25 protein-coding genes are annotated in these 22,657 nt (G+C 60.0%); 18 read left to right on the plus strand and 7 right to left on the minus strand.

Annotated elements, in window-relative coordinates; genetic code table 11:
• The first annotated feature begins 149 nt into the window (after window positions 1–149).
• The 15 genes from ACH2ED_RS10895 to ACH2ED_RS10965 all read left to right on the plus strand — a co-directional run bounded on the left by ACH2ED_RS10895 (window position 150) and on the right by ACH2ED_RS10965 (window position 13,320).
• Window positions 150–1,112 carry a glycoside hydrolase family 43 protein gene (locus ACH2ED_RS10895; RefSeq protein WP_395090944.1) on the plus strand — a complete coding sequence of 321 codons (963 nt, stop codon included), beginning with the start codon at window positions 150–152 and terminating at the stop codon, window positions 1,110–1,112.
• A gap of 372 nt (window positions 1,113–1,484) precedes the next feature.
• Window positions 1,485–2,069, plus strand: a complete 585-nt coding sequence (locus ACH2ED_RS10900) for a hypothetical protein (RefSeq protein ID WP_395090946.1) — start codon at window positions 1,485–1,487, stop codon at window positions 2,067–2,069.
• Between the two features lie 37 nt (window positions 2,070–2,106).
• Window positions 2,107–2,364 carry a phosphopantetheine-binding protein gene (locus ACH2ED_RS10905; RefSeq protein ID WP_395090948.1) on the plus strand — a complete coding sequence of 86 codons (258 nt, stop codon included), beginning with the start codon at window positions 2,107–2,109 and terminating at the stop codon, window positions 2,362–2,364.
• Window positions 2,365–2,381: 17 nt separating this feature from the next.
• Window positions 2,382–3,818 carry a class I adenylate-forming enzyme family protein gene (locus ACH2ED_RS10910; RefSeq protein ID WP_395090949.1) on the plus strand — a complete coding sequence of 479 codons (1,437 nt, stop codon included), beginning with the start codon at window positions 2,382–2,384 and terminating at the stop codon, window positions 3,816–3,818.
• Between the two features lie 8 nt (window positions 3,819–3,826).
• Window positions 3,827–5,194, plus strand: a complete 1,368-nt coding sequence (locus ACH2ED_RS10915; RefSeq protein WP_395090951.1) for an MBL fold metallo-hydrolase — start codon at window positions 3,827–3,829, stop codon at window positions 5,192–5,194.
• 66 nt (window positions 5,195–5,260) lie between these two features.
• A complete protein-coding gene (locus ACH2ED_RS10920) occupies window positions 5,261–5,767 on the plus strand; it encodes a hypothetical protein (protein WP_395090953.1) in 507 nt (168 codons plus the stop codon).
• A 64-nt stretch (window positions 5,768–5,831) separates the two neighbouring features.
• On the plus strand, window positions 5,832–7,001 hold the full coding sequence (locus ACH2ED_RS10925; RefSeq protein ID WP_395090955.1) for an arginase family protein: 1,170 nt from the start codon (window positions 5,832–5,834) through the stop codon (window positions 6,999–7,001).
• On the plus strand, window positions 6,998–8,119 hold the full coding sequence (locus ACH2ED_RS10930) for a hypothetical protein (RefSeq protein WP_395090957.1): 1,122 nt from the start codon (window positions 6,998–7,000) through the stop codon (window positions 8,117–8,119). Before ACH2ED_RS10925 ends, ACH2ED_RS10930 begins: the two co-directional genes overlap by 4 nt.
• Window positions 8,116–9,159, plus strand: a complete 1,044-nt coding sequence (locus ACH2ED_RS10935; RefSeq protein WP_395090959.1) for a beta-ketoacyl synthase N-terminal-like domain-containing protein — start codon at window positions 8,116–8,118, stop codon at window positions 9,157–9,159. Before ACH2ED_RS10930 ends, ACH2ED_RS10935 begins: the two co-directional genes overlap by 4 nt.
• A complete protein-coding gene (locus ACH2ED_RS10940; protein ID WP_395090961.1) occupies window positions 9,156–9,884 on the plus strand; it encodes an SDR family NAD(P)-dependent oxidoreductase in 729 nt (242 codons plus the stop codon). The genes ACH2ED_RS10935 and ACH2ED_RS10940 overlap by 4 nt, the downstream gene beginning before the upstream one ends.
• Before the next feature lies 1 nt (window position 9,885).
• Window positions 9,886–11,112 carry a beta-ketoacyl-[acyl-carrier-protein] synthase family protein gene (locus ACH2ED_RS10945; protein WP_395090963.1) on the plus strand — a complete coding sequence of 409 codons (1,227 nt, stop codon included), beginning with the start codon at window positions 9,886–9,888 and terminating at the stop codon, window positions 11,110–11,112.
• Window positions 11,109–11,567: a MaoC family dehydratase gene (locus ACH2ED_RS10950; protein WP_395090964.1), complete on the plus strand. Its 459-nt coding sequence runs from the start codon at window positions 11,109–11,111 to the stop codon at window positions 11,565–11,567. Before ACH2ED_RS10945 ends, ACH2ED_RS10950 begins: the two co-directional genes overlap by 4 nt.
• Before the next feature lie 685 nt (window positions 11,568–12,252).
• Window positions 12,253–12,657, plus strand: coding sequence for a hypothetical protein (locus tag ACH2ED_RS10955; RefSeq protein ID WP_395090966.1), 405 nt, complete (start codon window positions 12,253–12,255; stop codon window positions 12,655–12,657).
• A 4-nt stretch (window positions 12,658–12,661) separates the two neighbouring features.
• A complete protein-coding gene (locus ACH2ED_RS10960) occupies window positions 12,662–12,925 on the plus strand; it encodes a hypothetical protein (protein WP_395090968.1) in 264 nt (87 codons plus the stop codon).
• Window positions 12,922–13,320 (plus strand): thiol-disulfide oxidoreductase DCC family protein, encoded by a 399-nt coding sequence (locus tag ACH2ED_RS10965; RefSeq protein ID WP_395090970.1) that lies wholly within the window; start codon window positions 12,922–12,924, stop codon window positions 13,318–13,320. The genes ACH2ED_RS10960 and ACH2ED_RS10965 overlap by 4 nt, the downstream gene beginning before the upstream one ends.
• Before the next feature lie 13 nt (window positions 13,321–13,333).
• Here ACH2ED_RS10965 and ACH2ED_RS10970 read toward each other — a convergent pair whose 3' ends face one another.
• The 4 genes from ACH2ED_RS10970 to ACH2ED_RS10985 are packed head-to-tail and all read right to left on the minus strand — an operon-like array spanning window position 13,334 to window position 15,424.
• Complete coding sequence (locus ACH2ED_RS10970) at window positions 13,334–13,729, minus strand: hypothetical protein (RefSeq protein WP_395090972.1); 396 nt, start codon at window positions 13,727–13,729, stop codon at window positions 13,334–13,336.
• 3 nt (window positions 13,730–13,732) lie between these two features.
• Window positions 13,733–14,425, minus strand: coding sequence for a hypothetical protein (locus ACH2ED_RS10975; RefSeq protein ID WP_395090974.1), 693 nt, complete (start codon window positions 14,423–14,425; stop codon window positions 13,733–13,735).
• A gap of 9 nt (window positions 14,426–14,434) precedes the next feature.
• Entirely contained in the window at window positions 14,435–15,181 is a 747-nt protein-coding gene (locus ACH2ED_RS10980) for an SDR family NAD(P)-dependent oxidoreductase (RefSeq protein WP_395090976.1), read from the minus strand.
• A 39-nt stretch (window positions 15,182–15,220) separates the two neighbouring features.
• Complete coding sequence (locus ACH2ED_RS10985; protein WP_395090977.1) at window positions 15,221–15,424, minus strand: hypothetical protein; 204 nt, start codon at window positions 15,422–15,424, stop codon at window positions 15,221–15,223.
• Window positions 15,425–15,751: 327 nt separating this feature from the next.
• On the opposite strand from ACH2ED_RS10985, the gene ACH2ED_RS10990 reads away from it, so the two are divergent.
• The 3 genes from ACH2ED_RS10990 to ACH2ED_RS11000 all read left to right on the plus strand — a co-directional run bounded on the left by ACH2ED_RS10990 (window position 15,752) and on the right by ACH2ED_RS11000 (window position 19,369).
• Entirely contained in the window at window positions 15,752–17,995 is a 2,244-nt protein-coding gene (locus ACH2ED_RS10990) for a BTAD domain-containing putative transcriptional regulator (RefSeq protein ID WP_395090979.1), read from the plus strand.
• 99 nt (window positions 17,996–18,094) lie between these two features.
• Entirely contained in the window at window positions 18,095–19,177 is a 1,083-nt protein-coding gene (locus ACH2ED_RS10995; RefSeq protein ID WP_395090981.1) for a PEP-CTERM sorting domain-containing protein, read from the plus strand.
• A gap of 15 nt (window positions 19,178–19,192) precedes the next feature.
• Window positions 19,193–19,369 (plus strand): hypothetical protein, encoded by a 177-nt coding sequence (locus ACH2ED_RS11000; protein WP_395090982.1) that lies wholly within the window; start codon window positions 19,193–19,195, stop codon window positions 19,367–19,369.
• Window positions 19,370–19,415: 46 nt separating this feature from the next.
• Here ACH2ED_RS11000 and ACH2ED_RS11005 read toward each other — a convergent pair whose 3' ends face one another.
• The 3 genes from ACH2ED_RS11005 to ACH2ED_RS11015 all read right to left on the minus strand — a co-directional run bounded on the left by ACH2ED_RS11005 (window position 19,416) and on the right by ACH2ED_RS11015 (window position 22,544).
• Window positions 19,416–20,156, minus strand: coding sequence for a YebC/PmpR family DNA-binding transcriptional regulator (locus ACH2ED_RS11005; RefSeq protein ID WP_395090983.1), 741 nt, complete (start codon window positions 20,154–20,156; stop codon window positions 19,416–19,418).
• Window positions 20,157–20,189: 33 nt separating this feature from the next.
• Entirely contained in the window at window positions 20,190–20,876 is a 687-nt protein-coding gene (locus tag ACH2ED_RS11010; RefSeq protein ID WP_395090985.1) for a hypothetical protein, read from the minus strand.
• Between the two features lie 144 nt (window positions 20,877–21,020).
• A complete protein-coding gene (locus tag ACH2ED_RS11015; protein WP_395090987.1) occupies window positions 21,021–22,544 on the minus strand; it encodes a 3'-5' exonuclease in 1,524 nt (507 codons plus the stop codon).
• Between the last annotated feature and the right edge of the window lie 113 nt (window positions 22,545–22,657).

Below are 22,657 nucleotides of genomic sequence, written 5' to 3' on the forward strand. Positions count from 1 at the left end.
TTCCTATTTTGTCCCCCTTCGCAGGGAGGAACGACCGAGAGCCGGAGGGGGAAGCCGAGGAACGAGGCAGGGGGAGGTTAAAACTGAATGACCGTGCGAGTGTGCCTCATGGCGAGGAAACACACTAATACATGGCGAATCTGCCTTGTATGTCCGATGTACCCCTCATCACCCATCTCTACACCGCCGACCCCTCTACCCATGTCTTCGAGGGCAAGCTCTATCTCTACCCGTCACACGATATCGACTCCGGCCTTGAATCTAATGACAGCGGCGACCAGTACGCCATGTGCGACTATCATGTCTTCTCGCTGGAGGCTGTCGGCGGCCCCGTGACGGATCACGGAGTCGCGCTGGCGCTCGAAGACATCCCCTGGGCGAGCCAGCAGCTCTGGGCTCCCGATGCGGCGGAAAAAGGCGGGCGCTACTATCTCTATTTTCCGGCACGCGACAAAGACGGTATCTTCCGAATTGGCGTGGCGGTTTCAGATGCGCCCGCCGGCCCGTTTGTCGCCGACCCGGAGCCGATTGCCGGGAGCTACTCGATTGACCCGTGCAGCTTCGTAGACGCTTCCGACGGCGCGGCCTATCTCTACTTCGGCGGCATCTGGGGCGGCCAGCTCCAGTGCTGGCAGAGCGGCATCTTCGATAAAAACGCCGTCGTCGAGCCCACCGGCGCTGTCCCCGCCCTCGGCCCGCGCGTCGCCCGCCTCTCCAGCGATATGCGCTCGCTCGCCAGCTCGGTCACGGAGATTACGATTCTGGATGAGCACGGCAACCCTCTCCAGGCCGACGACCACGACAGGCGCTTCTTCGAGGGCGCGTGGATGCACCAGCACAACGGGGTCTACTACCTCTCCTACTCCACTGGCGACACGCACTATCTCGTCTACGCCACCGGCGACAGTCCTCTGGGGCCGTTTACCTACCAGGGCCGACTTTTAGAGCCCGTCCTCGGCTGGACCACGCACCACTCGATTGTTGAGTTCCAAGACAAGTGGCACCTCTTCTACCACGACGCTAGCCTCTCCGGCGGTGTGAATCACCTGCGCTGTGTCAAAGTCAAAGAGCTGATCTGCGATAGAGAGGGGAAGCTGACGCTCAAGCGATAGAACAAACACTCCCGACTTTTCAGGCCCGCACTGCAAGCCTTCAAGGGTGGGTTGTTTTTGTTTGTCGTGTAAAATATCCTCAATGACCAAGCGCTTTCGTTTCCTGCGAACGGCCCTACTAATCGTTTTTCTCCTTTTAGTAGGGAGCTATTCTTGGGGCTACTCTATTGTGACGAGGCATCCCGACGGAAGGTGGGGCAGGTATCAGGTTCGGCTTTATCGGCATTGGCGTCACTACGAGTGGAGCATTGTTCGACATTCTCATTCAGATGATAAATAATGGCAATAAATGTAATTAGGGATTATCAGCAAGTTCTTTCTGAGCCGGTCTCGGCCTATGAGGAAGGCCTGCGATTTCTTCGAGGAGTGGGCATGGCAAACGATACACTGCGTCGGCTGGTACGGGATCTGGAGGAGAACGGGATTGACTACGCTGTGATCGGAGCAGTGGCGCTCAACCAGCACGGTTACCGGCGCTTCACGGAAGATATTGACATGCTTCTTACCCGCGAGGGGCTGGAACAGTTCCATAAGACTCTGGTTGGGCGTGGCTACCGTCCCGCGTTTACTGGTGCAACCAAAAAGTTCCGCTCCACCGCCGAGAATGTTCCCGTCGAGATCATCACCACGGGCGAGTATCCAGGTGATGGGAAGCCCAAAGCAATCCAGTTTGGTGATCCCAGCGAGAGCGTCGTTGTGATTGACGGGGTGCGAACCGTCACACTCGAAAAATTGGTCGAGCTCAAGCTGGCATCGGGGATGACGGGGAGGGGGCGGCTCAAAGACCTCGCTGATGTTCAGGAGCTGATTCGGGCGCTGGCACTGCCGCGCGATTTTTCCGAGAAGCTACACGAGTATGTGCAAGCCAAATTTAGTGAACTCTGGGAGGATGTTCATGCCGAAAACGATGCCGATGTGGAATATTTAGCGGTTTCGGAAAGTCGGGAAACAGGGTAGGATGAGCTGTTGATTGAGCTATCTTAAAGGGAAACAAATGATCGAGCGCACCATTCAGGAAATCATTGTCGAGCGGCTGGAGCTGCCTGTCTCACCGGAAGAGATTGGGGTGGACGCGCCGCTGTTCTGGGACGCAAGCCAGGGCGGGCTGGGGCTGGACTCGCTGAGCTCGCTGGAGCTATTAGCAGGGCTCTCGGAGCGCTTCGGGCTTCCGATGGAGGATGTTGAGACCCAGGACTTTCGCAGCATCCAGACCCTGGCGGACTACCTGCGCCGCCATGGGATCGAGGACTGACCTCTCCGGCGGGTGTTATGCATCTGGCGGAAGCGTTTGGCCAAGCGCCCTATCTGCTGGGGCAGTTGCTTGACTGGCCGGTACAGCGCTACCCCGAGCGGGTGGCGGTTGCCTGCCCAGGGCGGACGTACCGCTTCGCTGAGCTTGCCGCCGCAGTGGAGCAGCGCGTGGCCGTGCGTCGTGAGCAGGTTCATCCCGGCGAGTGCTGGGGGCTAGCTCTGCCCAATGGCCCGGAGCTGCTGATTGAGCTCTTTGCTCTCTGGCGGCTGGGCGCGATTGCAGCGCCGCTGCGCCTCTCATGGTCGAGGGAGCGCATTGAGGCCGTTGCCGCGCAGGTGCCCTGTGCGGGTGTCCTCTGGCCCGGCGAGCCTCTTGCCTTGGTGCAGCGGCGTGTGACGGAAGTGCCTCTGTCTCTGCCGAAGATGCTAGGAGTGCTAGGAGTGCTAGGAGGGCAGATTGATCTCGACCCCGCTCTGGTGCTCTTTACGTCGGGGTCGTCGGGTGAGCCGCGTGGGACGATCTTGCAGCACCATGCCGTTTTAGCGAATCTGCGGGCCAACTGCGCGGGACTGGGGCTCGACGACGACGATAAAACGCTCGTGGTGCTGCCGCTGGCCCATGCCTACGCACTGATCCACCAGTGCCTCTGCCACCTAGCGATTGGCGCGAGTGTGTTTTTTCCGCCCACGCCACTTCTCGGGCCGGTGCTCTGTCGGACACTGGAGGAGCAAGAGATCTCCACTCTGGCGCTGGTGCCGACTGCGCTGGGCCTGCTCACTGATGGTCTGGAGCGCACGGGGCGCACCTGCCCAGAGCTACGGCTGATTACGGTAGGGGCCGCGCAGGCGGATCAAGCCGTGCTTTTGCGGCTCAGAGAGCTCCTGCCCCACACCGCTCTGGCACTGACCTACGGCCTGACAGAGGCCGGGCCGCGTGTGGCGACGCGGTTTCTGGCGGGCGAGCTGGGGGAGACTACCTGTTTGGGGATGCCGCTGCCCAATGTCGCAGTGACGGAGCAGGGCGGGAGCCTCTGGGTGCGCTCTCGGGCACAGTGCTTGGGTTACACGCCCCTGCCCGAGAATCTCTGGGAGAGTGCCTTGGACACCAGTGACTGCGGCACCATCACCACCGAAGGCATCTGGCTGACAGGACGACGGGGGCGGACGATCAATCGGGGAGGGACTCTGATTGCGCCCGAGGGGATTGAGACGGTCTTGCGCGAGCACCCGGGCGTGCGCTCCGCAAGAGTTGATCCTGCCCCGCATTCGCGCTGGGGTGTTGTACTGGTGGCCTCGGTGGCGGTGGTCGGGGAGCTAAGTGAGGCGGAGCTAATGCGCTGGTGCGCCGAGCGGCTCCCGCCCGAGGAGCGCCCGGAGCGGGTGCAGATCGAAACGGAGGAGCACCCCCACACCAAGGCACGCGAGCTGATGCAAATTTTTGAGGAAAGAAACTAAAAAAGCTAATGAAGATTACGATGATCGGCCATGCGACACTGCTGATCGAGACAAAAGACATTCGGGTACTGACGGATCCCGTGCTTCAGGATCCACACCAGGAAGGGATGCTGGAGATCTTCCCGCGCCGCACTCTGACGGAGATTCCCGAGTTCGATTTGCTCTATCTCTCGCACCGCCACCAGGACCACTTTGATCTCGACACGCTCGCCCGGCTCCCGCGTGACATCCAGGTGCTCCTGCCCGATGACTCGCTCTTGATTGACGCGTTCCGACGGCTGGGCTACCAGCACCTCAGCACGGTTCATGACTTTCTCAACTTCAAAATTGAGGGCACGGAGTTTCTGATCACGCCCTCACGGGTGGACTTCCCGGAGCACGGGCTCGTGGTGCGTACCGAGGACGGCGTGTTCTGGAACCAGGTGGACACGATTCTGGATGCCAGCGTGATCCGCGAAGTGGTGGAGAAAGTAGGCCATCCTGATCTGTTTCTTGCTTCGTGGCAGCCGATGATCGAGATGGGCTGGCAGCACGGCGAGGGAGTCAGCTTCCCTCACGGGGCCTACGCCGCACTCTTAGATAACATTCGGCGGGTGGCCCCCCGCGCTCTGGCCCCTGGAGCCAACGGGTTTCGCTACGCGGGGGACGCTGCCTGGATGAACCAGATTGTCTTCCCACAGTCCCGCGAGCGCTTTCTTGGTGATATTGCTCGCCTCTTGCCTGGCATCGAAGATAGCCTCTTTGGCTTCGACCCCGGCGATGTGCTGGAGCTGAGCGCGGGGAAAGCTGTCTGGAAGCCACAGGCTGCCTCGTTTGTGTCGTCGGAGCCGCGCGACCCAGTGGTACTGGAGTTCTGCCCACCCACTGCCCAGCGCCCGCTGATTGATCCACTGGGGGAGAGCGGGGACGAAGCCCAGGAGGATATCCGGGTATTTCTGGAGGAGCAGCTCTCGGCAACGTTGCAAGCCAACCCCGCGACGTTCACCGACCACTGTACCTGGGAGGTGATCTACCAGCTTGAAGTACGTTTCGGGGAAGAATCCTTGCACTGGCACATTGATTTCACCCAAGCGCCGCTTAGCGTCAAACCAGGCCGTGAGCCCCGGGCGAACTTCTTCTGTGGGATCACGGCTGCCGGGCTGGCGGGGCTGATACGGGGCACGGCAAGCTGGGATCGCGCTTCAATAGGCGGTGGTTTCTACCACTACCACCGCCTCTACGGTGTTTGGGAGAGAGGGCTGATTCTTCCCAATCTGCTCTCAACTCCCAATCCGCTCACTCTGTTGTTTCCTGAGGACACTGTCTTTGCCGCCATGGTGGAACATCGTCTGGAGCAGTTGGGGGCGCAGAGAGGAGAATCACACAATCAAATCTAGTGTTTTGGGAAGGAATAGTGAGAGTATCTGAGCAATCCTGAGGTATCTCTTGAAAGGACTATGAAAATGGAAGAAAAAGAAATGACCCCGGTGGCAACGAGCCGTCGTGATGTACTGAAGAAGATTGGTATGGCTCTGGCAGCTTCGTCGCTGGCGGCTCTACCGCAAGAGGAAGCGGCAGCTCAGACTCCCCAGGATCTGAAGCTGAAGCCTGGTTCGTTGCAGTTGCGCGCGGTGCATTTGGATGCATCGGTCAAGCCGTTGGTCGCCTCGCAGGAAGGCAAGGAGTTCTCCATATTCTTTGCCAAAGGCCGCGGCCCTGGCTCGGTTGTGGTTATCGCAGGCGACGACAAAGAGGGGACAGATAAAACCGCGAAGACTCTGGGTGTCAAGCCCGGTCGCGGTAAGGTCGTCGGTGGCATTATCCAGGTGGATCTGGGACTTGCCGCTGAAGGCCGCTGCAGTGGAAATGGTAAGGGAGCGGTCGCGAGCTTCGACCCGATTGGGGGCGGTGGTGATCCCTTCAGGGGCATCAACGAGGCACTGAAGAGTGCGCCGATCCTACGTCGCTAAGTAACACGGATGCAGGGCGGGGATACCCCGCCCTGCTTTTTCTTTGGTTGGGCCAAACTAACTCATGCGTGTGATGACCTGTCCTGATCTGCGGATCGTCGAGTCTCTTGCCGAGGGGATTGTGGTGGAGCATCCCTACTCCACGGCACAGCATGCGCTCGCTACCCCTATCGCGCAACTTCTGGAGCTGCTCAAAGAGCCCGAGGAACTCTCCGCGCTTTCGGAGACACTCTCGGCGGATCTGATTGAGCAACTTTTGAGTATTGGGCTACTGGTCAATGCCGACGCTCCCTACGAGACTCTACGCCAGCTATTGCGTCCCTTTGATCCCACTTTTCTGGCGGCACCTGCGGGCGATCCGGGCGGTGCAGAGATTTGCGTGATCGGGATGCCAAGCGATCTCTTGAGCGACACGGGGCGGGGAGCCGCGACCGGCCCGGCCACACTGCGCCTGGCCTCCACTCCACCGCGCTACCGTTGTGACCCGCTCAGTGGCTACCCCGGAGGCTGGTACGACTACGCCGCGGGACGTCACGTCTTGCAAGGAGTACGCTTTGCCGACTGCGGCGATATTCCCCTGACGCCTGGTAGCACCGCCGCCGAGGCGGGCGCACTGCTGGCAACGATTGTCCGTGCCTGTCGAAAAGCGGACTCGCTGCCACTGATTCTGGGGGGCGATCACTCGCTGACGTACTGGGCGGTGAAGGGGATGGGGCCTGGGCCGGTGGCCGTGCTGCACCTGGACGCGCACAGCGATATGGGCTTCACCACAGCAAGTAACCTGGAGGTTCCCAGCAATGGGAGTGTCGTGCGGGCCTTACTGGGCGAGGAGAATGTCGTAGCACTGGTGACGGTCGGGTTGCGCGGGTTTCTGCCCTGGCAGGAGACCCCCTTGCGCGAGGGCCACACGGTTATCTCCCGTGCGGAGTATCCCACAGTGGGTATTGACGGCGTTCTCGCGGCGCTCCCGCCCGAGCTGCCGCTCTATATCTCTCTGGATGCCGATTGTCTGGACCCGTCGCTGGTGCCCGCCTGCAACTCCACCGTTCCGGGCGGCTTTTCCTACGAGGAGGTACGTTCGTTACTGGATGCCGTTGGTCGGAAGCGCAAAGTGATCGGGATAGATCTGGTCGAGGTCAATGGCGAGCGTGACCCGCATCTGACCACATCGCGCGTGCTGGTGCACCTTGCCCTGAGCCTGCTGGGGGCGTGCACGGCGGAGCCCGAGGCGTGAGCTCTGAGCAGGCGGAAATTATTGCGCTGAACTACCTGGGGATGCGGACTGCCCCGCCGGGGACGCACTCTGAGCGAGCGCTCCGTCGCCAGGCCCGGCGCTGTGAGGCGCGTAAAACCTACTTTCTGGCGCAGTGGGAGGCGAAGCAGCTTCCCGCGTTGCGTTTCCGGGGACGAAGGCACCTGGAGCAAGCTCTGCGCTTAGGCAAGGGAGCCGTGGTGGCACTGCCGCATAGTGGCCCGTACCACAGAGTTCCTTCTGAGCTGGTGCTCGCAGGGATTCCAACACTCCTGCTGATTGATTCGCCCAACTACGAGCGCGAGGTCGCGGCCTACGATGCGTGGGCGCGGGCCTACCCAGGTGATCATCCCGATCCCATGCGCTATGTGGATGCCCAGACCCCCCTTGCGACCTGGAAGCTCTGTCGCGGTCTCCAAGAGGGACGGGCACTCTGTCTCTGGCTAGATGGCAACACGGGGCTGGCCGATGCCCAGAAGACCACGGTTGAGGTGGCGTTCTGTGGGCGGCGGCTGCGTGTGCGTAAAGGCGCGGCGTTTCTGAGTGCACGGGTGGGGGCTCCGATTGTCCCGGCACTTCCCCGCGAGACACGCACGGGAGAGCACGTGGTTGAGTTTCTCCCGTCACTGGTGCGTGCTGAAGATGAATCCGTGGAGGACTACTGCCAGCGGGCAATGCAAGCGCTCTACTCCTGGCTGGAGGGGCAAGTGCGCCGCGACCCGGCCTGCTGGGAGGAGTGGTACCATCTGCATCTCTGGTGCGAGCCGGAGCCTGTCACTGCGGGGTTCACCCCTCCCGACGACCCTCTGGCACTTCTCGATACTCGGCTCCAGAGTGTAGGAGAGCAGTATGTTGCACTGGCACTCCGCCAGTGTGCGGTGCTCGCCCACCTGAGAACCGGGGTGACACTGGCGCAAACACCGCTCCTTGTAGCGCTTCTGAAGACGCTTACAGGCGGAGCAACCGTGGAGGTGGCTCTGGATCGTCTCGCCCCGCACTTTTCGGAGACTGAGATTCTGGAGGCACTGCTGGGGCTGAGTGAGGCGGGTTTTGTGCGTGTTGCTGAGTTTGTGCGGGCCGCTGAGGAGGAAACACCATGAGCCGCTGTGTGGCCATTACGGGCCTGGGCAGTGTGAGCCATGCGGGTATCGGCGTGGCCGTGGCGCGGGAAGCACTTGCGGCAGGCGTGCGCCCCGCCCCGCCCGTGCTAGCCCCTCCCCTCGCGGAGCTAGAGCCGCTCCTGCCTGGTCTTGGGTTCCCTCGGCCACCGCGCACCAGCCAGCTCTGCTTGTTGGCGGCGCGCGAGGCCTGGGCGCAGGCCGCCCTACCTGATAACTGTGCGCCGGAGCGCCTGGGGCTGGCGCTGAGTCGCAACCACGGACAGCACCAGCTGGTCGAGCGCTATCTTACCAAGCTCTGGGATAGTGGCCCTTCGAGTGTGAGCGGACTCCAGTTTGTGCAGACTATCGCCAACACCCCACTGGGGCTCCTGGCGATGCAGCTCACCCTGCGTGGCCCGAGCGAGCTGTTCTTTGGCCCGCCCGCTCTAGGACTCGCGCTGGACTGGCTGCGGCTGGAGCGTGCCGATGCGGTCTTAGTCGGTGGATTCGATGAGTGCTCGGAGTTCACGCTGGCATCGTGCGCGGCGTGGGGGCTGAGCACAGAACACTTTCTAGCGGGTGATGCCGCCGCCTTTGTGATGCTAGAGCCCAGCGTGGCATGGGGCAGGCGCGAGCAAGCGCCGCTCGGCTACCTCTGCAGCTATGCGACCCTCTACGACCGGCTCGGGCGAGCCAATCCGCTGGAGCGTCACCCCGACGATCTCGCCCAAGTGATTCGTCTGGCACTTGCCGATGCGAAGCTACCCGCCGAAGCAATCACGTGCATTGTCGCCAATGCGGGCGCGGGGCTGGAGCAGACCGATGCGGCGGAACAAGCGGCGCTGGAGCAAGTTTTTGACACGGTACCAACACAGACGTGCCCGAAAGCGGTGTTCGGGGAGACCTGGGGCGCGGCGGGCTGCCTCGGGCTGATCGCCGCCGTGGATGCGCTGACGAAAAATCCCGGAGCGGCACTGGTACTCTGTGCGGATTTCTCAGGGCAGAATGTCGCCTTTGTGGTGACAACAGGAGAGAGATGAGCGAGAAAGTCTGTCTGGTAACCGGAGGCTCCCGAGGGATTGGGCGCGCGATCTGCCTGCGCATGGCGCAGGAGGGCTACCGGATTATTGTGAACTACCGCACCCGCGCCGATGCCGCCGAGGAAGTCTGCCAGGCGATTGCAGCGGCGGGTGGCATGGCGCGGGCGTTTGCCGCCGATGTCACTGATCCCGATGCCGTTCGGGCGCTCTTTGTGAGCATTTCCGAGACCGAGGGGCGCGTGGACGTACTGGTTAACAACGCGGGACAGGCCTACGAGGGGCTGTTTGTGCTGACCCCCCCCGAGCAGACTCTGGCGCGGATTGATGCCAACCTGCGCGGTGTCGTGCTCTGCTCGCACGCTGCGCTACGGCTGATGCTGCGCCAGAAGAGCGGGGTCGTGGTGAATATCTCGTCGGGCTCGGCGTTTCGTGGCCCGGTGGGGCTCAGTGCCTACGCGGCCAGCAAGGCGGCGATGAACTCGCTCACCCAGAGCATGGCTCGCGAAGTGGCGGCGCGGGGGATTCGGGTTAATGCTGTCGCGCCCTCGTGGGTGGACACGGAGATGACGGCTCCTATGCAGAAAAAGCTGGAAGAGACTCTCAAGAACATTCCGCTGAAGCGCATGGGCACTGCCGACGAAGTGGCGGCGGCGGTGGCGCTGGTCTGCCGCGACGACATGTCCTACTACACGGGGCAGGTGCTGGTTCTCAATGGAGGAGCCTGAGATGACGAGGCGCGTGGTGGTGACCGGGCTGGCGATCTGGAGCCCGTATGGCCGGGGGCTGGAGGTTTTCTGGGCAGGATTAACCGGCATGGAGTCGGCGCGCAAGGCCAGCCGTCGCATTGATACCGAGCGCCCCGGCTACCGCACCGATCAGGCCGCCGCGATCCTGGAGATTGGCCGCGAAGACGAAGACAACGCCGATGCAGTCGCTTCCAGAATTCTGGAGACGGTCTGTCAGGACTTGCTGACCGATGCGGGGCTCAGCACTGGAGCCGACTCCGTGCAGCCCTGGGAGGTGGGGGTCTACCTGGGCTCGTCGCAGAGTGTGACCCGCCCCCTGCGTGAGTTTATGCACGCCCGTCGCGCCGAGCGCACGCCCGTACTAGAGCACAGCCCGCTGAGTGCCGCCTCCGTGGCGGGGGATGTGGCGCAGAGTGTGGGAGCGCAAGGCCCGGCGCTCGTGGTCTCGACCGCCTGCGCGTCGGCGACCAGCGCCATTGGGATCGCTACCGATAGCATTCAGCAGGGCCGTATTCGGCGCGCAGTTGTGGGCGGCGTGGGCTACTTCACCGAGATTACTTTCAGTGGTTTTAATATCCTGCGCCTGACCGGGCGCGACGGTTGCCGTCCCTTCGATGCGGAACGCGATGGCATGATGTTGGGCGATGGCTTCGCACTGGCGCTCCTAGAGAACGAGGAGCTTGCGCTTGAGCGCTCGGCACGAGTGCGCGCACGGATTGTCGGGCACGCATCGGGCAACGAAGCCTTCCACCCTACCTCACCCAGCCCGGAGGGAAATGCGGCGTTTCGTGTGATGTGGGATGCACTGGGCCGCTCGGAGACGCTGCTCAATCAGCTCGACTACATCAACGCGCACGGCACGGGCACCACGGTCAATGATGCTGCGGAGATCGCCGCGATCCGGCGCCTCTTAGATCTCCGAACTGAGCCAGGAAGTGTCGCCGTCAGCTCGACCAAGGGCCACCACGGCCATGCACTCGGCGCTGCTGGGGGCGTGGAGTTTGTCGCGACGGTTCTCGCGCTGGAGAATGCCACCGCCCCAGCTAGTATCGGCCTGCAAGCCCCGGACCCGGCCTTTGCGGGAATCAACCTCGTACAGGGAGCCGCTCAGTCCCACCCGATCCGCATCGCGCTCTCCAACTCCTTTGCGTTTGGCGGTAATGTCAGTGTTGTGGCCGTGGCCGCACCCGAAGTTGCACTACCGTGACCATCGTCCCCGATCTTACCGCGCTGGCGGAGCGCGTCGGCGACGAAGTGGCGGTGAGCGAGTGGCTCTGTGTGGATCAGGAGCGCATCCAGCGCTTCGCCGACGCCACCGACGACCACCAGTGGATTCATGTTGACCCCGAGCGTGCAAAGCAAGAGTCGCTCTACGGTACCACGCTGGTTCACGGGTTTCTGCTTCTCTCGCTCCTGCCCGCCTTCTCCGCAAAAGCTTTCTCCATCCAGAGCGGCTACCGCATGATCCTCAACTGCGGGGTTCGAGCCGCACGGTTCCTGCGCCCCGTCCCCTCAGGGGCCAACCTGCGCGCCCGCTTCACTCTCCAGAGCCTGGAGCCCGTGCTGATGGGCAAAGAGGCCGTCTGGGAGCTCGTGCTGGAGCGGGAGGGCGAGCCCAAACCCGTCGCGCAGGTCGAGTGGATTCTGCGTTATCTCCGGTAGAAGTAGGATTGTCGGAGCCTTTCCGCCCACTGAAAGTGGGCGTCTACGGGCCTTCGGCCATAATGTCGCTCCGCGACTACCATGAAATTGGAGTGAACCCTCACAGGGGTGTCAGGAACTAAGTGGTTGTAACTTATCTCCCCGCTAAAGCAGGGAGCTTTGACAGTAGAGAGGCCGAAACCGTCTCCTCGTCCATAGCACCCAGAGGGTACCCGGTTACATTGCCCCGTGCCTAGACTCAAGACAAATTCTGCACGGCACAGGTACGCTAGGGCTAGGTGGGCCGCCCACCGTACCCCGCACCATACCGCAAGCAGAACAAACTTGATTCGAGGCCACATCAGAAAGAAAATCCTGATGCCGTCTGAATGTTTTACGAGCCAAAACGCTGTGTTGACTCAACCTCGCGTCGAAGATTCGAACCTTCGACTGACATTCACTTTTAAAGGTAAATAAACCGTGACAGCCTCAGAAGCGGTATGGTGCGCCGCGCACCTAGCCGCGAGGTTTTGTGCCTTCATACCTGGCATTAGAGCCATGACGATACTCAGCGAGATTTCAACAACCCGGAAAGACTAGGCAAAAATAAATTGAAGAATCAATCGTGGGAACTTCTATACGGTTCCCAATTCCTCTCCCTGCTAAACGCCCAAAGGGCACCCGGAGTCTCCTTGGAGGCTTTACTATGAAATCCTCACTTACTCTAACCGCGCGACTGGTACCTCGTATGGGCCCGCCCTCCGAACCTGCCCCACAAGGAAGGCACGATATTCTGGTTCTTTGTACCCTGAAGAACGTGGGGAAGACGACAATTGTCTTTGGAGAGTGGGGCTGTAGCTGGTATGCGAACTGGTCTACGAACACGCCAAAGCTCCGTATTGAAGGCTGGCCCTGCTCGGCAAACATGATCTGCCTACGTACTCTGGCTCCTGGACAGGCGCATCAGAAAGTCGTTCCGTTTCGTTTTTTCAATACCACTCAAGGGGAGCGGCTGAGTTTTAAGATGCGTTTTCTATCGTCGCGAGAACATCGGCATAAGGCAGAAAATGTCTCTCTAGAGTCCGCGCCGCTAAGCATTATGGTACTCTGAGAAGGTGCGCGAAGCTCTCAAAATAATCGTCCTGACAGTCGGGCTTTCGTGCGCCTACGGCATTGCCCATGACCAGATCACGGCGCGTGTCTGCATCGAGTACTTCACTATCGGACACTTCTCACCCACCAATATCTCTTGGACACCGACCGTGCTTGGGCTCTACTGGGGCATCGTGGCTACCTGGTGGGTCGGGCTGTTCGGCGGCCCGTGGCTCTCCACCTGGGTCTTGCGGGAGCGGCATAAAGCCAGTAAGGTAGCGTTGTGAGTGCAATAGTCCTGTTTGATGGTGTCTGCAATCTCTGCGACAAGAGCGTGCGCTTTATCTTTTGCCACGACCCGAGCGGCTACTTCAAGTTCGCTCCTCTTCAGAGCCAAACAGCACAAAAGCTCCTCGCCGACGCCGGAGCGAGTGCGCCCGATCTCAACTCGATTCTGCTCATCGAGGACGGAAAAGTTTACAGCCACTCGACGGCGGCGCTACGCATCGCCCGTCGGCTCAAAGCCCCGTTTCCACTCCTCTGGGCCGGGATGATCCTGCCGCGCCCGCTACGTGATATTGTGTACAAAGTCATTGCGAAGAATCGCTACAAGTGGTTCGGCCAGAAAGAGAGCTGCGAACTGCCCCCCAAGGATCTCCGCGAGCGTTTTCTGGCCTCATAAACAAGGGGGCGCTTTAGAGATTCTGCACAATCACGCTCAGGCGATCACCCTGCTTGGTTTCGTAGGCGACAGTGGTTTGTTTTTCTCCGATCACGAGTACCGGGAAGGCGGCCTGACTCTCTGTGCTGAGCTGCTTGCCCGAATCACCAGGTTTGGACGTGCGGTACCAGACACTCTGCCGGCCCGCACGGGTTTCTTCCCAGACCGCTGCCCAGGTACCCTCGGGAGTAGGGGCGAAGGCTAGGCAAGGATGGTCTTGTGTCCCACCGGGCGTTGGCTGGAGATCGGCGTCGCGGGCGCTGCCCGTTGCCTCGCGCCAGGAGATATGCGGCGCGTCTTTACTGGCCTGCTTCCATGCTACCAGCACGCGTTTTCCGTCTTTTGTCACGGCAACTGCCGGAAGAGACATCGGTCAGCCCGCCTCTTTCGTAGGGTCGGTATTGATGCGCTGGGGAGACAAAAAACGCCTGCCCCCGTCCGGGGAACGCCGCCAGAAAACCTCGCGACTCTCTTTCTCGCCGCCCTCGCGCCAGGCGACAGTCGGATTACCGCGGCTATCCAACCCGATGCCCGGTGCGCAGCACTCGCAGACCGTGCGGGCCAGTGTCGTGCGGCCTTCGAGCTTGCCTTGAGTGAGTCGGGCGTAGAAAATGTCCTGACCCGGCCTGGTGCGCTCCGAGAGATCAAGCCAGACCACATGCGCCACGCCATCTGCGGCAACCGTCAACGCGTGCAGGCCCTCAGGCGCTTTCTTCTCGGTGGCGTTGATTCGGAGCGGCTGGGAGAACGTCTTCCCACCATCTCTGGACTGTACGGCATAGAGCTCCGGGGACGGGTAGCGCTTCTTGCGCTCGTCGGCATCAAAGGTGACCGGGGCGGTTACGGTGATAGTCCCCCGCCCATCCACGCCGATCCGTGACCCGCGCTGACGGCCTCCGCGTGCCTGCCCATTGCAGTCCATCGCGATCACCGGGGGCGAAAAACTCGCGCCGCCGTCGCGCGAGAGTGCCACCACGATATTGCCACGCTGGAGCATCGCCAGCGCGACCAAACCGCTCGGCCCGAGGGCAAGAGCGGGCTGCTGGGAATCGTCAAAAGAGAGCATTTTTGTTTCCTACATTCCTGTCTGGGTAATGCGCCCGCCGGTAACGGGCAAGTAAACGCCGGTGACATAATTTGCCAGGTGCGACAAGAAGAACACGCAGCCGTTGCCGATCTCCTCGGCGCTCCCATGAACTCTGAGAGGCAGAGATTTGGCGAAGTTCTTACTGCCCTCACTCTCTGTGTCCACCTTCTCGTCGGCCATCCAGCCCGGCGCAACCATGTTGACCGTGATATTCTCCGGCCCTAGCTCGGTGGCCAGTGAGCGGCTCATCCCGACCATCGCCCCCTTGCCCGCCGTGTACATGCTCCAGCCCGCCGGTGCCATGTTCCAGAGCTCGGTGACGATATTGACCACGCGTCCGCCGCCTTGATTCTGGAAGTGAGGCCGCGCCGCTGTGAGCGTGTTGTAGATGGCCTTCACGTTGTAGTCTAGCATGTTCTGGTAGCCCGCCCAGCCGTACTCGCCCAGCTTGCCCGGCTGTGCGCCCGCAATCGCGTTGTTGATCACGCCATCAATGCGCCCAAAGTCAGCGACAATTGCGGCGATCATCGCCTTCACGCTCGCTTCGTCAGTGACATCGGCCCGATACGCCTTTGCCCCGTTGCCGATCTTTGCCGCCACCGCCTCGGCCTTCTCCGCGCTCTTGGCGTAGTTCACTGCCACGTGCGCTCCCTCGCGCGCCAGCACCCGACAGATCGCCGCCCCGATCCCACGCCCACCGCCGGTGACGAGCACGACTTTGCCTGAAAGAAGCATAAAACAAAACCCTCCGCCAAAGAGTTCGGCGGAGGGTAGCTACTCTCCTGCGTTGAGTGTCGCCCGGCGCTCGTCGGCGCGGTGGCTGGCACGCGCGCGCTTGCTGTAGCGACCTGATTGGTCGGCGTGCGTCCCTGAGCCGCTACGGTAAAGCGCCGCTGTAAACAGCGCCGAGGGCAGGTGCTTGAGGGCTTCGATTTGCTTGGTAGATTTAGTGGATTTATTTGCGGTGTGACGTTTCATGGTGATCTCTGTTTCTCTCCCTCTCTATCGCGGTTAGAGGGAGAAATGCTCAAAAAGTTGCACGATAGAATCGCTCTACAGTGTGTCGCCATCTCAAGTCGTTTTTTTTTGGGGTGTAAAGGTCACTTCCCTCTCCCCGACGGCAAAGCCGCCCGTGAAGCGCGTCCCCAGGGGTACCCGGATAAATCCGAATCACCCGGTCGCGACGACGAATCTCGCCATGCATCGGATAGCTCGCTTTTGCCCACATGACAGGGGCTATAACACGAAAGGGACTATAAAAAGTGTCGGGTAGTGGGTTTATGCGTAGGGTATACTCAAGCCGACGTGCCAGACTCTGCTTATTTAGTGAAGCTTCTTGGCCCCTTGGAAGTTACCTCTCCCGGAGGCGAGGCGGTTGTTTTCCCGGGGCGGAAGTCCGCGGCCCTGTTTGGCTATCTCTGCCTAGAGCCGGGTCGGGCGCACTCGCGTGAGCTACTCGCGGAGGCACTGTGGCCCTCGCTGGCGCTGAAAAGCAAACAAGTTCGCTTGCGGCAGGAGCTGACGGTGCTACGGCAGCTTTTCGGCGTTGCCGAAGAAGGTGGCCTTCTAGTGAGCACCCGCACGAGTGTGGCGGTGCGGGCAGAGGGCGTCGTCACGGATGCCCGTCAGTTCCAGGCGGCTTGGGAGCGGAGTCAAGCAACTCCCGAGAGTGCCGAGCCTGCACTCGCGGAAGTGGTTGCTCTTTACCGAGGGGACTTGCTGGAGAGCTGCGATGAGCTGGGGGAGGCTGAGCGGCGCGCGGCGGCCCTGATCTTTGAAAAAGCGACTCGGCAGCTTGTGGGGCTTCATGAGGGCGCTAAAAAATATGAGGAGGCCGCTGTCCTGCTGGAGCGTCTGGTTGCACGCGATCCCTTAAACGAGGCAGTTCACGTCGAGCTGATGCAGCTTTATTGCTTGGCGAAGCATCCGACACTTATCTGGCAGCACTACGAGCAGCTGGAGAAAATATGGCAAAGTGCGCTCGGCCAGCCGCCCGCGCCGCACCTACGTGTGCTCGCCCTTCGTCTCATGCAGGAGGCTTCCCCCTCCCCGGTGCCTGTTGTTGCCCCTGCTCCGCTCGTGCCCGTTGCCTCCCCGGTGCCGCGACCGCGCCGCTTCTCCCACAGCTTCTGGGGCTTGCTTGTGGTGAGCGTCGGCACTCTGACGCTTCTGGGCTTGCTTCGACCCCGGGAAAATGCGGCAAAGGCGCGGGCAACGATTCAGCCCGCACGGCTCCGCTGGCTCTACCGGGACCTGCCTGCGCCCGGTGAGAAAGCGAACTCCGAGGCGAAGGCCGTTGCATCGCGCCCGGAGGGAATGCTCTGTGTGACGGGGCTGATCGAGACGCAGAAACAGGACGTGAATCTCCTGACGCTGGGCCTCTCGTCGGAGGGGAAGCTGCTCTGGCGGGATACCTACGATAGCCCCGGCCACGACTGCGATCGGGCATTTTCCGTGGTGGCGGGCCGGGAGGACGGTAGCTTCTTCGTTGCCGGGGAGTCCTACTTACCGGAAGCACCCGAACGGCCCGAAGGCTGGCGGCTGGTGGTGCTGAAGTACAGCGCGAGGGGCGAGCGGCTCTGGGAGTTTCTTTCGACGGAACGAACCGAGAATAAGGGCGAGCACGTCCGAATTGTCCTGGATGCACAGGAAGGGGTGTATGTTGGAGGAACGGCTCGAGAGGGTGAGCACCGCTCGCCGCTGGTGCTTCATCTTGATGGCAGAGGGCAGCAACTCTGGGCAAAGACCTTCGCGGCGACACCCGAGGTGCCCCAAGCGGCTTTCTGTGCGCTCGTGGCAGATGAGGCGGGCAATGTCTACTTTTGTGGGACGGTCCAGCGCAAGCTCCCCACGGGCAACGACTGGCTCGTGGCAAGCTACTCACCGACCGGCGCACTGCGTTGGCAACAGACCGTGGACGGCCCCAGGCAGGGCGAGGATCAGGCGGAAGCGCTCTTTGTGGATCGCTTCGGCACGCTCACGGTGGTAGGGATGGGAACCGGAAAGCCACCCGAGGGCATCGGGCTGGGCGTGGCGAAGTTCTCCACGAACGGGGAGCCGCTCGGGACGCACTGGAGCGCCTTTACGCAGCGCGATCTCCACTTCGAGAGCGCCTCTTTGTCTGCCAATCACCGGCGCTTAACGGTGGCGGCTTCCTTCACATATCTGGACGGAAGTGTCGAAACTCTCGTCAAGCAGTACGATGAGAAGGGGAACCCGCTCTGGCGCAAGCCCTTGAATGCCGTATCTCCCGACCGCAGTTTCGCATCGGCCCTCGTGCAAACGGATTCCGTGGGCGCCGTGATACTCACGGGCCTGCTCTCGACCCAGCCACAGTACACCCTACAGGGACAGAGTACAATTATCGCGGCTCACCTCAGCCCTGAGGGCGATCTTGAGAATCAGCAGCGCTTCCGCTCAGGCATCGAGTGGTGCGACGTCCCCAATGCGATGACGGTTTTGATAGACGGGACGGTCGTTGTGGCTGGCAAGCAGCACTATCTCAGTAAAGAAACCAGCGCCCTGCAAGTCGTCGCCTTCCACCCCTGAACCTTTGACGCCTACGTTCTGTGGGCGGACACGGGGCGGATCAACCCTTCCTGAGCCTTTTTTGCTCCCCGTCAGCAAGTATTTTTACCGTTTGGCAAAATGAACGATAAATTTACGCAAATCTTACGCAAGCTATCGCACCATGACTATGAGGTGATGCGTGGCCAAGACTGCCCTGCCACGACCTCGGATTTCAACGTTAGAAGGATAGAACCTATGAAACTGTTTCTCGCTCGAAAACTCCTCGCGCTTACGCTCCTCGCCGGGGCTGTACTTACTGCTACAAATGTCCACGCACAAGACCTCTATACTGGGAATAAAGGCAATGATTCGATCAGCCAGATCACACCGGGAGGGGTAGTTAGTCAATTCGTTCCTGGTGGTGGTGCATCTGGTCCTTTTGGTCCAAAAGGCTTAGTTTTTGATCCAAGTGGTAACCTCTACGTTTCAAACGGTTCTGATGCTTCGGTCTCCAAGATTACGCCTGGTGGTGTTATTACGAAGATTATTCCTTTCAATGATAACGGGTTAGTTCAGCCTTGGGGTATCGCACTTGATACGAGTGGTAACCTCTATGTTGGTAGTCATTCTGGCGGTGCCGGGATCTCTAAATATACTACGTCAGGTACCTTTATTAGCATCTTCGCTACCGGTGCCGATGTGGGTCTGGTAACCGGGATCGCTTTTGACACGACGGGTAATCTTTTCACCGCAGATTTCGGCACGGGGGCAATCCACCGGATCACGCCCGGAGGAGTTCGTACGACGTTTGTTGCCGGTGGCGGCGCAATAGTAAGTCCTCTGGGCTTGGCCTTTGATGCGAGTGGTAACCTCTACGCAACTAATCAAGATAAGATCAGCAAGATCACGCCCGGAGGTCTCGTTAGCACGATCGTTGGTGGCCTCACGAGCCCGGAGGGCTTGGCCTTTGATGCAAGTGGTAGCCTCTATATAAGTGATGGTAACGCCTCTGTCCGCAAGATCACCTTCGCCTCACCAGGGGTTTTTGGTAGCATTGGTACCTTCGCTACCGGCGGTCCTGGTGGGATGGTGGGTCCGACAGGGTTGGCCTTCAAACCGGCTGCTCCCTCTAGCGCTCCCGAACCTGGCACTCTTGTGCTTCTTGCTCTCGGCGGAACGCTGGTGTTGGCACGGCGGCGTGGACAGCGAAAAGAGGCGTAAGGCTCCGATTACCTGATGGAATCCGAAACTCGCCCGACGACCTCTGAGGTAACTCTCATGCTGACACGGCAGGAGGCCGATGCCCTCCTGTCGCTGTTGCTGCGTGCCCCGGAGACGGCGGAACTTTCGGCGGAGCGGATCGAGAAGCTGCTCTTTCGAATTCTTAGAACGCTGCCGCTGGGGCAAAACTAAAACGAGCGAGGAGAAATCCTCGCTCGTTTTTGGGTTGACAATGAAGTCAGTCTTCGAGGGCTTCGTCGCTGAACTCCAGGTTGTGGTAGACATTTTGCACATCGTCATTGTCTTCGAGCGCATCGAGGAGTTTGAGGACTTTCTTTTGCTCCGCGACGTCTAGCTCCGCCATGGTGGTGGGAATCTGCTGGATGTCTGCCGCCGACGTGGCGATCTTGGCCGCATCCAGGGCATCGCGTACCGTGGCGAAGTCCGTGAACTCCGTGGTGACCTCAAAGCCGCCGTCTTCGGTGGGCTGGACATCTTCCGCGCCCGCCTCGATGGCCACTTCCATTAACGTCTCCTCGGTGGTGACGCCCGGATCCACGACCAGCACGCCCTTGCGCTCGAACAGGTAGGCCACGCTGCCGGACTCCCCGATGCGCCCGCCATTTTTTGCAAAGGCGCTGCGTAGCTCCGGGAACGTGCGGTTGATGTTGTCGGTGAGGCACTCCACGATGATCGCAACTCCGCCCGGGCCGTAGCCCTCGAAGGTGCGCTCATCTAAGTTGCCGCCGTCCAGCTCGCCGGTTCCCCGCTGAATCGCCCGCTTGATCGTGTCGGCGGGCACGGAGCTTTGCTTGGCGGTCTGAACGGCCATACGCAGCCGGATATTGGTATCCGGGTTGCCGCCGCCTTTTGCGGCGATAATGATCTCTTTTGCCAGCTTGGTGAAGAGCTTGCCGCGCACCGCGTCTTGCTTGCCCTTACGCAACCGAATATTATGCCACTTGCTATGGCCAGACATAGTTCTTAAAATCCTCCGTTGGATTTTACCCCATCACAGCGATAAGCCAAGCGGGGTGAGTAGCTCCGGGTGAGCTTTGAGTGCGAGGCGGGTAGCGCGGCGAAACGAGGTGGCCCAGGTCTTGAGTTGCTTAAACGCTTCGTCGCGGCCTAATGTCGCGGACTTGGCGGCTTGCTCGGCAACCACAAAGTGGGTGCGTGCCGTGGCGAATGCGGCGATGGTGCTCTCGTAGCCTACAAGCTCAAAGCCGGTGTCTTCCAGCGCCTGTGCATGGGGCGCTTTCTTGGCCGTCATGGCGCAAGAGCGGGCATAGATAAGAAACTTCTCCTGATCCTGTGGTACGCGCTCGCTCAGCCCGAGGCTCTGCTGGAGCGCCTTATCGCCGGGATACGCAAGCCGCACCGACTCCCGGTAGTCCGTGACGGCAGCCTTGGCCTTGCTAAAACCGTCCGTCCGTGCCTCGCCTGTCGCCCGTAGGTTGCCAAGTGTCTCCTGCCGCGTCGCTCGCGTCGCTGTAAGGGCAGTCACCAGCGCCAGCCCTGCCGCAAGCTTGGTTGCATCGTAGCTTCGCCGCGCCACCAGCGCTGCTGTCTCCGGGCTTCCCAGAACCCCCTGCACCTGCCGCGCCACTTCCCCCGCAAAGTTAGCCTGTTCCTGATCTTGATCCGCCCGAGACACAACCGTCTTCTTCACAAGCACTTCCGTATTCGTTTCTTCCATTATTGTATTGGGATTAACCTCAGTCATCTTAATCTCTTCCTAAGCCTCCTTGGCTCTAGTTCTTATCAGTTTCTCTTTATGCCCAATTTGCTCCTTCATAGCTCAAGACATCTTAGCCTTTAGGTTATCCATATTATACAGGACTTATGAAAGCTCAGTAGGTTTCAGGGATGCTTGAATACTCGAAGAAAGCTTAGGGATTTCACCAAGCAGAGTCGCTTGCCGCTGGTAGTTTACAATGCGTTCTTGAACGCTTAGGGAACCAGCTTTGGCGTTATTTTCTGAGTACTCGTTGATCTTCTGGTTTAGTTCTTCAAGCTGAGGGAGAAAAGTCTGAATCTCCGTTGCGGCCATGTCCGTAATATTCCATGTTTGTGGTGAGCAGCCGATGTCTTCATTGAGAGTGTCCAAGCTCGACACGAGTTGCTCAATGAGTTGATTTGCCCGTCGAAGTGTTATCGTCGCCTTGCGTTCTTCTTGCTTGGCGGCGGAGATTTGCATTAACTCGTTTATATAGTCATCAAGGGACTGCCAAAGCGAGCTTTCCGAATCGAGGTCTCGCCAGAAGGTGAGCTGTGTTGCAATCTCATTATCGTCTGCGAGCGGCGGATTTTCGGGCATAGGGTGCACTTCTTTCTCTGGGGCAGGGGGGGCAGTTTCTGCCGTTTCTTTAGGCGCGGGTATCTCTGTTAAGAGAGTAGCTTTGTGAGCAAGCTGCCACAAGGCTGCGATGGGGCCGAAATCTTCCGGTAAAGTTGATTGAGCGCGGCGCGTCAGTTTCTTGACAACATGATCAAACGGAGCCTTCAGGGGATCATTTGGGAAGCCCTTGATGGGTTTGATGAGTGTGGTCACTTGTGAGCGAACCTTGGTCGGAGCTTTTGTCCGAGCTGCATACGCATCTCGGAGTGCTTCTAGGAGCTCGGCCTCCGACATTGCGGCAAACGGAGATTCCTTCTCTGTTGTTTGTGGTGTGGATTCCCCGGTCTGAGGGCGCTTACGCTCACGCTTCGGAAGCTCCAGAGAAATTAGGTCATAGAGCTGGGCCTCTGGTATTGGTAAAAATGGGGAGCGGTCGTTGCAAACAATCATCGTCAAGTCGTGCAAAGGGCGGGTGATTGCCGTGTAAAGTATGCGCCGATCTGCCTCGGCACCATAATTCTCGGAGCTGACATCGGGCAAAATCACCGCGTCGAACTCAAGCCCTTTCGCTAGATATATAGGAAGGACGGCAATATCCGCATCTTCAAGGACATCATCTTCATCCCGAATCGTTTTTGCCTTCATTCCCTCAGGCAGGCGGGAAGGCAGGCGGCGCATGATCCTTCGCACTTCTTCCCGTGTTCGACAGATAATCCCGATCGATTGATTCCCCTTCTCTCTGAGCTGACCGATCTCGGTGACGATAAGCTCCGCCACGTCTCCGGGATCAGCTTCAGACGGTAGTTCGAGCAACCTTGGTTTTCGGCCCTCCTCAAAGAAGTTCACGATTTCTTTGGTGACACTTGGTATCACGGAAGCGAGGCTTGTGATTTCCTTACTGGACCGATAGCTCTTCGTCAGTTTTTCGTAGCGGAATCGCTGGCCGAAAATTGGCTTGAGCTCTTCCCAGTCCTCAAGCGAAAGCTGCGGAGCGATTGCCTGATCGACATCTCCCACAATCGTCATTCCACAACCGGGTTGAAGCCTAATCTTGTCCCGTAACTTTTTTTGCCAATGGAACCAAAATTGCTATGGAGGGAGTTATGAAAACCCAAAACTCTCTCCCCGAAAAATCAGAT

It is taken from the genome of Armatimonas sp. (assembly GCF_043757465.1).
Taxonomy (GTDB): Bacteria; Armatimonadota; Armatimonadia; order Armatimonadales; family Armatimonadaceae; genus Armatimonas.

Excerpts from the sequence above, each read along its gene's own strand:
- ACH2ED_RS10895 (WP_395090944.1), top strand. The coding sequence starts at position 150 with ATGTCCGATGTACCCCTCATCACCCATCTCTACACCGCCGACCCCTCT.
- ACH2ED_RS10900 (WP_395090946.1), top strand. The coding sequence starts at position 1,485 with ATGGCAAACGATACACTGCGTCGGCTGGTACGGGATCTGGAGGAGAAC.
- ACH2ED_RS10905 (WP_395090948.1), top strand. The coding sequence starts at position 2,107 with ATGATCGAGCGCACCATTCAGGAAATCATTGTCGAGCGGCTGGAGCTG.
- ACH2ED_RS10910 (WP_395090949.1), top strand. The coding sequence starts at position 2,382 with ATGCATCTGGCGGAAGCGTTTGGCCAAGCGCCCTATCTGCTGGGGCAG.
- ACH2ED_RS10915 (WP_395090951.1), top strand. The coding sequence starts at position 3,827 with ATGAAGATTACGATGATCGGCCATGCGACACTGCTGATCGAGACAAAA.
- ACH2ED_RS10920 (WP_395090953.1), top strand. The coding sequence starts at position 5,261 with ATGGAAGAAAAAGAAATGACCCCGGTGGCAACGAGCCGTCGTGATGTA.
- ACH2ED_RS10925 (WP_395090955.1), top strand. The coding sequence starts at position 5,832 with ATGCGTGTGATGACCTGTCCTGATCTGCGGATCGTCGAGTCTCTTGCC.
- ACH2ED_RS10935 (WP_395090959.1), top strand. The coding sequence starts at position 8,116 with ATGAGCCGCTGTGTGGCCATTACGGGCCTGGGCAGTGTGAGCCATGCG.
- ACH2ED_RS10940 (WP_395090961.1), top strand. The coding sequence starts at position 9,156 with ATGAGCGAGAAAGTCTGTCTGGTAACCGGAGGCTCCCGAGGGATTGGG.
- ACH2ED_RS10945 (WP_395090963.1), top strand. The coding sequence starts at position 9,886 with ATGACGAGGCGCGTGGTGGTGACCGGGCTGGCGATCTGGAGCCCGTAT.
- ACH2ED_RS10955 (WP_395090966.1), top strand. The coding sequence starts at position 12,253 with ATGAAATCCTCACTTACTCTAACCGCGCGACTGGTACCTCGTATGGGC.
- ACH2ED_RS10970 (WP_395090972.1), bottom strand. The coding sequence starts at position 13,729 with ATGTCTCTTCCGGCAGTTGCCGTGACAAAAGACGGAAAACGCGTGCTG.
- ACH2ED_RS10975 (WP_395090974.1), bottom strand. The coding sequence starts at position 14,425 with ATGCTCTCTTTTGACGATTCCCAGCAGCCCGCTCTTGCCCTCGGGCCG.
- ACH2ED_RS10980 (WP_395090976.1), bottom strand. The coding sequence starts at position 15,181 with ATGCTTCTTTCAGGCAAAGTCGTGCTCGTCACCGGCGGTGGGCGTGGG.
- ACH2ED_RS10985 (WP_395090977.1), bottom strand. The coding sequence starts at position 15,424 with ATGAAACGTCACACCGCAAATAAATCCACTAAATCTACCAAGCAAATC.
- ACH2ED_RS10995 (WP_395090981.1), top strand. The coding sequence starts at position 18,095 with ATGAACGATAAATTTACGCAAATCTTACGCAAGCTATCGCACCATGAC.
- ACH2ED_RS11000 (WP_395090982.1), top strand. The coding sequence starts at position 19,193 with ATGGAATCCGAAACTCGCCCGACGACCTCTGAGGTAACTCTCATGCTG.
- ACH2ED_RS11005 (WP_395090983.1), bottom strand. The coding sequence starts at position 20,156 with ATGTCTGGCCATAGCAAGTGGCATAATATTCGGTTGCGTAAGGGCAAG.
- ACH2ED_RS11010 (WP_395090985.1), bottom strand. The coding sequence starts at position 20,876 with ATGGAAGAAACGAATACGGAAGTGCTTGTGAAGAAGACGGTTGTGTCT.
- ACH2ED_RS11015 (WP_395090987.1), bottom strand. The coding sequence starts at position 22,544 with ATGACGATTGTGGGAGATGTCGATCAGGCAATCGCTCCGCAGCTTTCG.